The 13,794-nt window shown below is 70.4% G+C and carries 9 protein-coding genes; 6 read left to right on the top strand and 3 right to left on the bottom strand.

Translation table 11 applies throughout. The features are described from left to right. Positions 1–213 precede the first annotated feature (213 nt). From polA to QSK26_RS36370, 5 genes are all read left to right on the top strand, one after another. Positions 214–2,901 (top strand): DNA polymerase I, encoded by a 2,688-nt coding sequence (gene polA / locus QSK26_RS36350; protein ID WP_285779878.1) that lies wholly within the window; start codon positions 214–216, stop codon positions 2,899–2,901. Positions 2,902–3,649: 748 nt separating this feature from the next. Then, positions 3,650–5,137 carry a 30S ribosomal protein S1 gene (gene rpsA, locus QSK26_RS36355; protein ID WP_285779879.1) on the top strand — a complete coding sequence of 496 codons (1,488 nt, stop codon included), beginning with the start codon at positions 3,650–3,652 and terminating at the stop codon, positions 5,135–5,137. Positions 5,138–5,252: 115 nt separating this feature from the next. Next, positions 5,253–5,711, top strand: coding sequence for a GNAT family N-acetyltransferase (locus QSK26_RS36360; protein ID WP_285779880.1), 459 nt, complete (start codon positions 5,253–5,255; stop codon positions 5,709–5,711). Beyond that, positions 5,711–6,307, top strand: a complete 597-nt coding sequence (coaE, locus tag QSK26_RS36365) for a dephospho-CoA kinase (protein WP_285779881.1) — start codon at positions 5,711–5,713, stop codon at positions 6,305–6,307. Before QSK26_RS36360 ends, coaE begins: the two co-directional genes overlap by 1 nt. A 27-nt stretch (positions 6,308–6,334) precedes the next feature. After that, positions 6,335–7,510, top strand: a complete 1,176-nt coding sequence (locus QSK26_RS36370) for an ArsB/NhaD family transporter (protein WP_285779882.1) — start codon at positions 6,335–6,337, stop codon at positions 7,508–7,510. 51 nt (positions 7,511–7,561) lie between these two features. Here QSK26_RS36370 and QSK26_RS36375 read toward each other — a convergent pair whose 3' ends face one another. Genes QSK26_RS36375 through QSK26_RS36385 form a run of 3 tightly spaced genes read right to left on the bottom strand, consistent with a single transcriptional unit; the run spans position 7,562 to position 11,224 of the window. Beyond that, on the bottom strand, positions 7,562–8,335 hold the full coding sequence (locus QSK26_RS36375; RefSeq protein ID WP_285779883.1) for a sporulation protein: 774 nt from the start codon (positions 8,333–8,335) through the stop codon (positions 7,562–7,564). 28 nt (positions 8,336–8,363) lie between these two features. Beyond that, a complete protein-coding gene (locus QSK26_RS36380; protein ID WP_285779884.1) occupies positions 8,364–9,611 on the bottom strand; it encodes an SPFH domain-containing protein in 1,248 nt (415 codons plus the stop codon). Continuing rightward, the gene (locus tag QSK26_RS36385; RefSeq protein WP_285779885.1) at positions 9,608–11,224 is read right to left on the bottom strand and encodes an SPFH domain-containing protein; all 1,617 of its coding nucleotides are present in this window, start codon (positions 11,222–11,224) and stop codon (positions 9,608–9,610) included. The genes QSK26_RS36380 and QSK26_RS36385 overlap by 4 nt, the downstream gene beginning before the upstream one ends. Positions 11,225–11,416: 192 nt before the next feature. On the opposite strand from QSK26_RS36385, the gene uvrB reads away from it, so the two are divergent. Continuing rightward, on the top strand, positions 11,417–13,522 hold the full coding sequence (uvrB, locus tag QSK26_RS36390) for an excinuclease ABC subunit UvrB (RefSeq protein WP_285779886.1): 2,106 nt from the start codon (positions 11,417–11,419) through the stop codon (positions 13,520–13,522). Positions 13,523–13,794 lie beyond the last annotated feature (272 nt).

The following is a 13,794-nucleotide window of genomic DNA, read 5'->3' on the forward strand; positions in this document are numbered from 1 at the left end:
TTCCCCGGCCCAGCACGTTGTCTACTCGGTCATCCCCCGGGCTCCGCTGAGCCACAACGGTAGCGACCGGGGGCCGACGTTGGCAAAGAAACAGGTGAGCCGCCCTGCGACCGGAGGGAAGAGGGGTGCGGCGGTTCCCCGCGGGCGTCAAGCGGCGGCCTCCTCTCGGTCGACCTCACGTTTTCTGTCAGAGGAGGCGGCTAGGCTGCCAATGTGCCGAAGACCGAAGCCACCACTCGTCCGTGTCTCCTCCTGCTCGACGGGCACTCCCTGGCCTACCGGGCGTTCTACGCGCTGGAGAAGGCCAACCTCGTCACCACCGACGGCCAGCACACCGAGGCGGTCTACGGCTTCACCTCGATGCTGGTCAACGTGCTGCGCGACGAGCGGCCAAGCCATGTCGTGGTGTGCTTCGACCGGTCCGAGCCGACCTTCCGGCACGAGGAATACGCCGAGTACAAAGCCAACAGGAGCGAGACCCCTGAGGACTTCCGCGGCCAGGTCAGCCTGATCTTCGAGGTGCTCGACACGCTCAGGGTGCCCCGGCTGTCCCTGGCCGGCTTCGAGGCCGACGACCTGATCGCCACGCTCGCCACGCGCGCGTCGGAGCAGGACATGAGCGTGCTGATCGTCACCGGCGACCGCGACGCGCTCCAGCTCGTCAACGACCGGGTGACGGTGCTGATGACCCGCCGCGGCATCAGCGACATGACCCGCTTCACCCCCGAGGCGGTCGTCGAGAAGTACGAGCTGACGCCCGCGCAGTATCCCGACTTCGCGGCCATCCGCGGCGACAGCAGCGACAACCTCAAGAACATCCCGGGCGTGGGCGAGAAGACCGCGGCCAAGTGGATCCGCGAGTTCGGCTCGCTGGAGGAGCTGGTCAACCGGGTCGACGAGGTCAAGGGCAAGGTCGGCGAGAAGCTGCGCGAGCACCTCGGCCAGGTCATGATGAACCGCAGGCTCACCGAGCTGCGGCGCGACGTCCCGGTCGACGCCGAGGTCGAGGAGCTGCGCCTCGGCGAGTTCGACCGCGACGGCATCCACAAACTCCTCGACTCGCTGCAGATCCGCGGCGAGCTGCGCGAGCGGCTGTTCAAGACCTTCGGCGCGGTCGAGCCCGAGGCCGAGGACGCCTTCGAGATCGAGCTGGCCACGCTCGGCCCCGGCGAGGTGGCCGGGTGGCTGGGCGGCATGCGGGAGGGGCGCGCCGGCCTCGCCATGCGCTGCGTCTACGGCAGCGGCACGGGGCGGGTCGACGCCCTCGCCGTCGCCGCGCCCGGCGGCGCCGCCGCCCATCTCGACCCCACCACGCTCACCGAGGACGACGAGGCCGCGCTGCGCGCCTGGCTGGGCGACCCCGGCCGGCCCAAGGCGGTGCACGGAGCCAAGGGGCCGATGCTCGCCCTGTGGGCCCACGGCATGGAGCTGCGCGGGGTGACCTGCGACACCGCCCTCGCGGCCTACCTCGCCACCCCGGGCCAGCGCGACTTCAAGCTCGACGACCTCGCCATCCGCTACCTCAGGCGCGAGCTGCGCACCGAGGCCGAGCCCGGCGGTCAGGGCACGCTCTTCGGCGACGACGACGAGGCCGAGGCCCGCGACCTCGCCCTGCGCGCGGAGGCCGTCAGGGAGCTCGCCGACGGCCTGGAGACGTTCCTGTCCGACCGCGGCGGCACCCACCTGATGACCGACGTCGAGCTGCCGCTGGTGACCGTGCTCGCCGAGATGGAGCGCGACGGCATCGCCGCCGACCGCGCCCACTTCGCCGCGCTGGAGGCGGAGTTCGGCGCGGCCGTGAAGCAGGCGGTGGAGGAGGCGCACCGCGCGGTCGGCGAGCAGTTCAACCTCGGCTCGCCCAAGCAGCTCCAGGAGATCCTGTTCGGCAAGCTCGCCCTGCCCAAGACCAAGAAGATCAAGACGGGCTACACCACCGACGCCGACGCCCTGCTCTGGCTGGCCGGGCAGACCGAGCACGAGTTGCCCACCATCCTGCTGCGCCACCGCGACCAGACCAAGCTGCGCACCACGGTCGAAGGACTGATCAAGGAGATCGGCGACGACGGCCGCATCCACACCACCTTCAACCAGATCATCGCGGCGACCGGCCGGCTCAGCTCCGAGAAGCCCAACCTGCAGAACATCCCGATCCGCACCGCCGAGGGCCGCCGCATCCGCCAGGGCTTCGTCGTGGGGGAGGGCTACGAGACCCTGTTCACCGCCGACTACAGCCAGATCGAGCTGCGCATCATGGCCCACCTGTCCGGCGACGAGTCGCTGATCGCGTCCTTCGAGTCCGGGCACGACTTCCACCAGGCCACCGCCGCGCGGGTGTTCGACCTGCCGCCGGAGCAGGTCGACGGCGAGCTGCGCGCGCGGATCAAGGCGATGAACTACGGCCTCGCCTACGGCCTGTCCGACTTCGGGCTGTCCGGCCAGCTCAACATCCCGGTCGCCGAGGCCCGCGCCCTGAAGGACGAATACTTCGAGGAGTTCGGCGGCGTCCGCGACTTCCTGCAGGCGATCGTGGCCCAGGCGCGCACCGACGGCTACACCGAGACCATCATGGGCCGCCGCCGCTACCTGCCCGACCTCACCAGCGACAACCGGCAGCGCCGCGAGATGGCCGAGCGGATGGCGCTCAACGCGCCGATCCAGGGTTCGGCCGCCGACATCATCAAGGTCGCGATGCTCAACGTGCGGCGCGAGCTGGAGGCGCAGGGCCTGCGTTCCCGCATGCTCCTGCAGGTGCACGACGAGCTGGTGTTCGAGGTCGCGCCGGGCGAGCTGGCGGCGCTCCGCGAGCTGGTCGTCGGCAAGATGGCCGCCGCCTACCGGCTGCGCGTCCCGCTGGAGGTCTCCGTGGGCGTGGGCCGCACCTGGGAGGACGCCGGGCACTGAGCAGTTCCGGCGACGGGTTCGCCACGCCGGTCGGTGGCGGCAGGCGCGCCCGTGTCCGCCTTCGCTCGCCCTGGACTCGTGGCCGCGCGTGTCCGTCTGCGCTCGCCCCGGGCTCGTGGCCGCGTGTGTGCGTCGGGGCTCGCCCGGGTGCGTGGGGCGCGTGTTCGCCGGATGCTCCGGGCTCGCTTCGGCGTGGCGGTGGCGGCCCCGGTCTCTACCCACCGAGAGGGCGACTTCGACGCACTTATCCGGAAATTTTCCCTTAATGGGGATTTAGGGCTGCATATCCTTTTTGTGGGGTTGGGGAAGGTGAAAGTCCGGGGTGGCGGGAGTATGATCCTCCTGGCGTTCCGCTCGCCGGTCACGGGCTTACGGGCCGGTCCCGGCGTCCTTCCGGGGCGGGGGAGCCGACGCGGGGCGATGATGATCGGGAGCGGGGGCCGGCGTTCGGGGTGGCGATGATGATCTCCAGCATGGAGAAAATCGCGGTAATATCACCACCAAGCGGATCTGCCAGGTCAGTGGCCGCAGACGCCCGCACAGGAGTGAGGATCCTCCATTCGGGCATGCCTCCGGATTGACCAGGCTCGTCAGGTCTCATATGCTGATCGCTGCGCTGTGGGCTCGCGCGCGCCTCAGACGGAGCGGGCTCGCGCTCGACTTGTCGACGACGATTCCTCGGCTTGGATGAGGGCCTGCCGCGCGTCAGCCACATCGACATCTGTCCGCGTTCGGAGCAATTCCACACATGACGAGCAGCACCGAGGCCACCTCGAACACCCCGCAGGTAGCGGTCAACGACATCGGTTCCGAAGAGGCCTTCCTCGCCGCGATCGACGAGACCATCAAGTACTTCAACGACGGCGACATCGTCGAAGGCACCGTCGTCAAGGTCGATCGAGACGAGGTCTTGCTCGACATCGGTTACAAGACCGAGGGGGTCATCCCCTCGCGTGAGCTCTCGATCAAGCACGATGTCGACCCGGCCGAGGTCGTCGAGGTCGGCGAGCACGTCGAGGCCCTGGTTCTCCAGAAGGAGGACAAGGAAGGCCGCCTGATCCTGTCCAAGAAGCGCGCGCAGTACGAGCGCGCCTGGGGCACGATCGAGAAGATCAAGGACGAGGACGGCATCGTCACCGGCACGGTCATCGAGGTCGTCAAGGGCGGCCTCATCCTCGACATCGGCCTGCGCGGCTTCCTGCCGGCGTCCCTGGTCGAGATGCGCCGCGTCCGCGACCTGCAGCCCTACGTCGGCCGCGAGCTCGAAGCCAAGATCATCGAGCTGGACAAGAACCGCAACAACGTGGTCCTGTCCCGCCGCGCCTGGCTGGAGCAGACGCAGTCCGAGGTTCGCCAGACGTTCCTCAACACCCTGCAGAAGGGCCAGGTCCGCAAGGGCGTCGTGTCCTCGATCGTCAACTTCGGCGCCTTCGTGGACCTCGGCGGTGTCGACGGTCTGGTGCACGTCTCCGAGCTTTCCTGGAAGCACATCGACCACCCCTCCGAAGTGGTCGAGGTCGGCCAGGAGGTCACCGTCGAGGTCCTCGACGTCGACATGGAGCGCGAGCGGGTCTCCCTGTCGCTCAAGGCGACGCAGGAGGACCCCTGGCAGCAGTTCGCCCGTACCCACCAGATCGGCCAGGTCGTTCCCGGCCGGGTCACCAAGCTGGTGCCGTTCGGTGCGTTCGTCCGGGTCGAGGAGGGCATCGAGGGCCTGGTCCACATCTCCGAGCTGGCCGAGCGCCACGTGGAGATCCCGGAGCAGGTCGTCCAGGTCGGCGACGAGATCTTCGTCAAGATCATCGACATCGACCTCGACCGCCGTCGCATCTCGCTGTCCCTCAAGCAGGCCAACGAGGGCGCGATCGGCGCCGACGTCGAGTTCGACCCCACGCTGTACGGCATGGCGGCGACCTACGACGACCAGGGCAACTACATCTACCCCGAGGGCTTCGACTCGGAGACCGGCGAGTGGCTCGAAGGCTTCGAGAAGCAGCGTGAGGAGTGGGAGCGGCAGTACGCCGAGGCCCAGACCCGCTTCGAGGCGCACAAGAAGCAGGTCGAAGAGGCCCGCAAGGCCGAGGCCGAGGCCGGCGAGATCCCGCAGACCTACTCGGGTGAGACCGCCCCGGCGGCCGGTGGCTCCAGCTCGTCCAACGCTTCGGGCGGCGGCGCCCTCGCCTCCGACGAGGCGCTGGCCGCGCTCCGCGAGAAGCTGGCCGGCGGTCAGAGCTGACCCGCTTCTAGCCGACGCGTAACAACGAGGGCCCCGCTCCGGCGGGGCCCTCGTCCGCGTTCACGCCCAGGCGGGCCGAGCCGGGCCGGGCGCGGCAGCGAGTAAGGTGGGCGCCGTGACGCGGATCGAGCGGGCCGCCCCCGAAGACGCCGGAGAGATCCTCACCGTGCAGCGGGCGGCCTACGTGACGGAGGCCCAGCTCTACGGCGACCCGTTCATCTCCCCGCTGGTGGAGACCGCCGAGCGGATCCGGAAGATCATCGAGTCCGGCACGGTGCTCAAGGCGTGCGAGGAGGGCCGGCTGATCGGGGCGGTGCGCGGTCAGATGGCCGACGCCACCTGCCTGGTGGGCCGCCTGGTGGTGGCGCCCGACAGCCAGGGGCGGGGGGTCGGCGGCGCGCTGCTCGCCGCCCTGCACGAGCAGGTGCCGGACGCCACGGCCTTCGCGTCGTCCACCGGTCACCTGTCCGAGGGCAACCTGCGGCTCTACCGGCGGCACGGCTACCGTGAGACCGGCCGCGAGCGGGTCCACGACCACCTCACCCTCGTGCACCTGCGGAAGGAGCGTTCTTGATGCTCAAGGTGGGCCTGACCGGTGGCATCGGGTCGGGCAAGAGCGAGGTGGCCAGGCGGCTGTCCGCCCGCGGAGCGGTGGTGATCGACGCCGACAAGATCGCCAGGGAGGTCGTCGAGCCGGGCACCGAGGGCCTGGCGCGGATCGTCGAGGTCTTCGGCGAGGGTGTGCTGCGCGCGGACGGCGCCCTCGACCGGGAGAAGCTGGGCTCGATCGTCTTCCCCGACAAGGAGAAGCTCGCCTCGCTCAACGCGATCGTGCACCCCCTGGTCGGCACCAGGGTCGCCGGCCTCCAGGCCGCCGCCCCCGGCGACGCGATCGTGGTCTACGACGTGCCGCTCCTCGCCGAGAACAACCTCGCCCCCATGTACGACGTGGTGATCGTGGTGGACGCCGCCGACGAGATCCGCCTGGACCGGCTGGTGCACGCCCGCGGCATGGCCGAGGCCGACGCGAAGGCCCGGATCGCCGCGCAGGCGTCCAGGGACGAGCGGCTGGCCGTCGCCGACCTCATCATCCCCAACGAGGGCCCGCTGGAGGAACTGGACGCACGGGTGGACGAGGTCTGGCACCACCTGCGGCAGGCGGCCCTCTAGCGAGCCGCCCGGCGGGCGTGTGGGATCATGGGCCGCGTGCCGCGCATCGGCGGACCCGACCTCCTCCGGCTCGCGCTGCTCGCCACCGGAGCGCTCTGCGTCGCCACCGGCCTGCTGCCGCTGGGCGAGGCGGCCGCGGCGATGGCGGAGATCGGGCCGCTGCTGCTCTTCCTCGCCGGCGTCGTCGTCCTCTCGGAGCTGACCAGGGAGGCGCAGGTCTTCGACGTCGTGGCCACCCGGCTGGCGATCGCCGGCAAGGGCAGCTATCCCGCGCTGTTCTTCCTGTGCACGGCCTTCGCCTCGCTGGTCACGATCTTCCTCAACCTCGACACCACGGCGATCCTGCTGACCCCGGTCATGCTCGCGCTGGCGGCCAGGGCCGGCATCGCGGCGCTGCCGCTGGCGATGGTCACCCTGTGGCTCGCCAACACCGCGAGCCTCCTGCTGCCGGTCTCCAACCTGACGAACCTGCTCGCGATGAGCAGCCTGAACCTGACGACGGTGGAGTTCGCCGGACGCATGTGGGCGCCGCAGGCCGCCTCGATCGCGGTGACGCTGGCGTTCCTGTGGGCGTTCTTCTGGCGGCGCGGCGCGCGCGGGGCCGAGCGCTACGAGCCGCCCGCGCCGGTCCCGGTCGCGGACCCGGTGCTGTGCGCCGGGGCGGGGGGCGCCTGCCTGGCCTTCGTCGCCGCGATCTTCGCCGGGGTAGCCGTGGGCGTCGCGGCGGCGGCGGCCGCCGTCCTCGTGCTCGCGCTCTTCGCGGTGCGCGCGCCGCGGCGGCTCGTGTGGAGCCTGGTCCCGTGGCGGCTCCTGGTCTTCGTCACCGGGCTCTTCCTGGTCGTCCCCACCCTGGGCCGCCTCGGCCTGACCGACCTGATGAACACGCTGATCGGCGGCGGCGGCGCCTACCGCACCGCGTTCACCGGCGCGGGGCTGGCCAACCTGGTCAACAACCTGCCCGCCTACGCCGCCGCGCGGCAGGCCGTCCCCTTGCACCACGGCGACCAGACGCTGGCCCTGCTCATCGGCGCCAACGCCGGGCCGCTGGTCACGCCGTGGGCCTCGTTGGCCACGCTGCTGTGGTTCGAGTGGTGCCGCCGCGGGCGGGTGCGGGTGCCGGTGGCGAAGGTCGTGCTGACCGGCGCCGGCCTGGCGGTCGCCGCCGTGGGCTCGGCGGTCGCCGCGCTGCTGCTGACCGCCTGAGGGCCCCGTACGGCCGGCGCCGGGCGGCGGGAGCCGTACGGGGCGGGGAGGTCAGAACCAGCCGCGGTGGCGGGCCATGGACTGGAGACCGGCGTGCAGGGCCTGCTCGGCCGTGGCCGGGTTGCCGTCGTAGCGGACGGTGAAGCGGTTGTAGGTGTCGTGGCTGGAGTTGAGGAAGCCGCCGCGGGTGTCGGCCTCCAGGATGACGTCCATCGACTGCGGGCCGGCGATGAAGGTGAGCTCCAGCTCGTTGAAGTGGCGGCGCCAGTCGTGGCCCGCGTAGTACTCGATCTCCTGGAAGAACGGCATGGTCGAGCCGCGCAGCGTGCCGCGCTCCAGGTCGGCCTTCTTGAACCGGAAGCCCGCGTTGTCCAGCGCGCGCAGCAGGTGGTCCTGGGCGGGGAGCGGGTTGACGAACAGCGGGTCGAGGTCGCCCTTGTCCAGCGCGCCGGCCAGGGCGAGCTCGGTGGCCACGCCCAGCCGCATCCCGTGCAGGGGGTGGCCGCCGATGGCGCTGATCGGCGTCTCCCACGGCACCGCGATCTCGAAACGCGCGGTGTTGGACTGCCCGGCGGCGAGCTGGAACGGGCCGGTGATCTGCTGGCGGAGGAAGCTGTAGTTCGACTGGTACTCGTTGTCGCCGCTCTCGACCTCGACGACGGCGGTGAAGTCGATGAAGATGCCGTCGACCTTGTGGTCGGCGGAACCGCCACGGAAGTTCACCTCACCGCGGAGGAGCTCACCGGGACGGACGTTGGAGTTGTGCAGAACCGTGTCGACCTCGACACCGGCGCCGAACGCGGCCATGAGTTTGCGGAACACCATCGGGTGGACTCCAGGGTGAGGTGGGTTGTCAGTTGGGTTCAACGGGCGGCTTGACCCGCCCGTTCCCGCCCGTGATCCCGGGCAGGAGTTGCGCGAGCAGCAGCGTGGACAGCGCCGAGGAGTCCCCGGCCCCCTGTGCCGTCCTGACCACGATCGGCTGCGGCGCGCTCTCGGTGAGCTTGGCGCCCACGTCGAGCCTGCGGCGCGCCAGCTCGTACTGGAGCACCGCGCGATTGTCGCGGTAGGAGTCCGCCAGCCGGCGCAGGGCCTTGGCCTCGTTCTCAGCGGAGGTCAGCTCGGCGCGGCCCCTGGCCTCGATCTCCCAGCGCACCCGCTGCGCCTCGGTCTCGTGCTCCTCCAGCATCCGCGCCACGTCCTTGCGCGCGGTGTTGTGGGCCGCCTTGACCTCGACGATCCGGGCGTCGCGGGTCTTCTTCGCCCGCTCGATCTCCATCAGCAGCGTGTCGATCCTGCGCTTCCTGGTCAGCTCCCACTCCCGCTCGTAGGCCGACAGCTCCTTGGCGACCTTCTCCCGGGTGGCGAGGTGCTGCTGGTAGGTGTCGGGCAACTGCACGTCGGGGATGTTCGCGCCGGTGACCCGGACGCCGTACCTGCCGAGCTGGCGGTTCAGCGCGTCCTGCATGTCGCCCACATCAGAGCCGCGCAGGTCGTAGGCGCGCTCGGTGTGCACCTTGCGGCTGCGCTGGCGGATCGCGTCCTGCACGGCGCTGGACAGCACCAGGTCGAAGTTGCCCGCGCCGATCGTCCGGACGAACGCCACCGGGTCGACGATGCGGAACTTCAGGAAGAACTCGATCGCCTTCAGCGGGACGTTCTCGGCCGTCGGGCAGGCCGAGATGGGCGCCGTGTAGGGGATCTCGGTCGAGGTGTCCACCACCGCGTCCACCCGGTCCCACGGCAGCCACAGGTAGTGCCGGCCCGGCTCCAGCGTGCCGGTGATCGCCCCCCACCTGCTCCGCACGCCCGTGGTGCCCTGCTCGATCTCGATGATCGAGCGCCGCCACACCCAGACCAGCCCGGCGGCGAGGGAGACCGCCGCGCCCAGCCAGGCGAACAGCGCGAGGGCTCCGCCGGCGAAGATCCCGGTGCCGGCCAGGTAGAGGGCCAGGAAGAGCAGCGACGTCCACGCCAGGCCGCGCCGGTCCTTGGGGATCACCACGGGGACGAGCTGGCCCTGCTCGCCGCCGCGGAGCAACTGGCGGATCTCGGACCAGGAGGCCAGGGAATCCTTGATCTTGGAGAACTCGCGGTTCATCGGACCTCCTCCCCGGCACCCGCCGGGTGCGGCGGGACCGGTGCGCTCGGCCGTACGGCGGAGCCTTGGTCGGGTGCGGCGAGCAGGGCGGCGATCTCGGTCTCCCGCGCCGCGACCCGGTCGCGGATCTCGCCCATCCTGGACCGGATCGCCGCCATGTCCTCGGCGGAGAACAGCGCGGCGCCGCGGCCGCCGATGAGCTGCTGGGCCAGGGCCAGGAAGTCGATGTCCCCGCCGGCCCCGCCGTCGCCGACCTGGACGACGCGCGGCAGCCGCGCGGCGACCGACTCCAGCTTGTCCAGCAGGTCGGTCTGGAACCGGTAGTCGAGGATCTCCGGCGCCCCGGCGGCCGACAGCGCCCTGATGTCCAGCGCCTGGGCCTCCAGCAGGGCCGCGTTGGCGTTCGCCGTGCTCTCCGCCTCCACCAGCCGCTGCCGGGCCTGCGCCTTGGCCTTGTGGGACTCCCGCTCCAGGGCGGTGTCCATCTGCGCCTGGTAACCGGCGATCTCGGCGTGGATCGCGGACAGCGTCTCGTGCAGCCCGGCCAGTTCCTTGGCCAGGTCGCCCTCGTTCTGCTCCTTGCGCAGCTGGAGCTCGTACTCGTAGGTGTAGGCCTCCTTGGCGACCCGCACCATCTCCGGCGCCGCCAGGTCCATCCGGTACTCCTGGCTGGAGGGCTCGGCGTGCGTGATGTTGACGTCGGTGAGGCGTACGGCCGGCAGGAACTGCTGGTTGAGGTTCTCCAGCATGCCGTGCGTGTTCTCGCCCACCAGGTCGTAGATGTCCTCGGCGCGCTGGGCGTAGATCAGGCTGCGGGTGACCTCGCTGATCGCGTTCTGCAGCTTGGCCTGGAAGCCGCCGACCGAGCCGAGCACGAAGATGAACTCCGCCGGGTCCTCGATCCGGAACTGCAGGAAGAGGTCGACGCTCGCCTTGACGCCCTGCTGGGTGGGGGCCTCGCTGATCGGCGCGTTGAAGGGGTACTCGCGGGTCGTGTTGACGATGTAGCTGACCCGTTTCCACGGGTTGAACAGCGTCACCCGGCCCGGTTCGGCGATCTCCACCAGCTTGCCGAACTTCGTGATCAGCGCGCGGCAGCCCTCCGGCACCATCACCACGCTGCGGCGCCACCACAGGAAGACCGCGGCCACCAGCAGCACGGCCCAGTAGTGCGGGCCGAACAGCACCCGGGCGCCGTCGGGCAGGCCGGTGGCGACCAGCCCGGCCAGGCCGAGCGCCACGAGCACCACCAGCGGCACGACCAGCTTCACCGCTCCGCTCCTGGGGATCACCACCGGCGAGATGACGTGCATGGCACGGCCGCCCTCGCCCTGCCCGGAGAAGCTGCGGTTGAGGATCTCGCCGGCCTCGGCGAGGGAGGCCGGGCGGGCCTCGATCTGGGTGCCGGTCGACGCCGCCTGGTCCCGGGCGGCGGCGAAGTCGTGCGGGTCGAGGCGGAAGGCCGCGCCCTGCCCGCCCTGGAGCTGGCCGGCGGCCTGGTTCACCAGCCCGCCGACCATCTGCCCGACCGCCGAGCGCGGGTCACCTCCTCCGGCGACGCTCTGGGCGACGCCCATCGCCTGGTCGAGGATCGCCTGTCGTGGTCGAGACATCCATCACACCTCCGTATATTCACCTGGACAGGTGGATATATCACGTCACGTAGTTGTACGTACACTTTTATTGGCTGAAACGTGTAACTGCAGGGATAGTCAAGGGGGGCGGCCTTGCGAACCGCTTGACGGCCGATTGCGCGGCTTCCGGTCCGGCCGGTTCTGTCGGTGGCGCCGCCTAGAGTGGGTCAGGTGAGGCCGGTAACAGATTTGCAGCGCAGGGTGGCCCCTTTCGAGGTCGTCACCGAGATGACACCTTCCGGTGACCAGCCGGCGGCGATCGCCGAGCTGGAGCGGCGCGTCAAGGCGGGGGAGAAGGACAACGTCCTGCTGGGCGCCACCGGCACCGGCAAGACCGCGTCCGTGGCCTGGCTGATCGAGCGGCTGCAGCGGCCCACGCTGGTCATGCAGCCCAACAAGACCCTGGCCGCGCAGTTCGCCAACGAGCTGCGCGAGATGCTGCCCAACAACGCGGTCGAATACTTCGTCTCCTACTACGACTACTACCAGCCCGAGGCCTACGTCCCGCAGAGCGACACCTACATCGAGAAGGACTCCTCGATCAACGAGGAGGTCGAGCGGCTGCGGCACTCGGCGACCAACTCGCTGCTCACCCGGCGTGACACGATCGTGGTCGCCTCCGTCTCCTGCATCTACGGCCTGGGCACCCCGCAGGAATACGTCGACCGGATGGTCCGGCTGCGCACCGGCCAGGAGTTCGAGCGCGACCGCCTGCTCCGCCGCCTCGTCGACATGCAGTATGCGCGCAACGACGTGGCCTTCTCCCGGGGCACGTTCCGGGTCCGCGGTGACACGATCGAGATCATCCCGCAGTACGAGGAGCTCGCCGTCCGGATCGAGATGTTCGGCGACGAGATCGAGCGGCTCTCCACCCTGCACCCGCTCACCGGCGAGGTCATCACGGAGGACGAGGAGCTCTACATCTTCCCCGCCTCGCACTACGTCGCGGGCCCCGAGCGGATGGAGCGGGCGATCCGCGGCATCGAGCAGGAGCTTGAGGAGCGGCTCGCCGAGCTCGACCGGCAGGGCAAGCTGCTGGAGGCCCAGCGGCTGCGCATGCGCACCACCTACGACATCGAGATGATGCGGCAGATCGGCACCTGCTCCGGCATCGAGAACTACTCCCGGCACATCGACGGCCGCGGCCCCGGCACCGCGCCCCACACGCTGCTCGACTACTTCCCGGAGGACTTCCTGCTGGTGCTGGACGAGTCGCACCAGACCGTCCCGCAGATCGGCGCGATGTACGAGGGCGACACCTCCCGCAAGCGCACCCTGGTCGACCACGGCTTCCGGCTCCCCTCGGCGATCGACAACCGCCCGCTGAAGTGGGAGGAGTTCCTGGACCGCATCGGCCAGACGGTCTACCTCTCGGCCACCCCCGGCTCCTACGAGCTGGGCCGGGTCAAGGGCGAGGTGGTGGAGCAGGTCATCCGCCCCACCGGCCTGGTCGACCCCGAGGTGATCGTCAAGTCCACCAAGGGGCAGATCGACGACCTGGTGTACGAGATCCGCGACCGCGCCGAGAAGGACGAGCGGGTCCTGGTCACCACGCTGACCAAGAAGATGTCGGAAGACCTCACCGACTACCTGCTGGAGCTCGGCATCCGGGTGCGTTACCTGCACAGCGAGGTCGACACGCTGCGCCGCATCGAGCTGCTGCGCGAGCTGCGGATGGGCGAGTTCGACGTGCTGGTCGGCATCAACCTGCTCCGCGAGGGTCTCGACCTGCCCGAGGTTTCGCTGGTCAGCATCCTCGACGCCGACAAGGAGGGCTTCCTGCGCTCGGAGACCTCCCTGATCCAGACCATCGGCCGCGCCGCCAGAAACGTCTCCGGCCAGGTGCACATGTACGCGGACACCATCACCCCGTCCATGCAGCGGGCCATCGACGAGACCAGCCGCCGCCGCGCCAAGCAGGTGCGGTACAACGAGGAGCGCGGCATCGACCCGCAGCCGCTGCGCAAGAAGATCGCCGACATCCTCGACCAGCTCGCCAGGGAAGACGCCGACACCGACCAGCTCCTCGGCGGCGGCCGGCGGGTGAGCCGCGGCAAGGCGCCGGTCCCCGGCCTCGCCAAGCAGGCGGGCAGGCACGCCAAGACCATCGCGGGCGAGATGCCGCGCGCCCAGCTGGAGTCGCTCGTCGAGTCCCTCACCGAGCAGATGCACCAGGCCGCCGCCGACCTCCAGTTCGAGGTGGCCGCCCGCCTCCGCGACGAGATCAAGGAGCTCAAACGCGAGGTCCGCGACATGCGCGAGGCCGGCGTCGGCTGACCGCCCCCCGATCACCCGCCACGGGCTCCCCGATCGCCCACCGGTGGCTCAGCGGGCCATGCGACGGGTGCCAAGGGGGTTACGCGACGGTAGCCGGCACGGGCCGCGCTGTGCCGGCTTCGTTGCGCTGTGCCGGCTTCGTCGTGGGGTGCCCACAACGGTCGTGGTGTGCTCGCCACGGTTGCGCTGTGGTTAGGGGCGCGGCGCGGGCCGTGGTCAGGCGCGGGCCGTGGTCAGGCGCGGGCCGTGGTCAGGCGCGGGCCGTGGTCAGG

It is taken from the genome of Microtetraspora sp. NBRC 13810, from assembly GCF_030268685.1.
GTDB lineage: Bacteria > Actinomycetota > Actinomycetes > Streptosporangiales > Streptosporangiaceae > BSRQ01.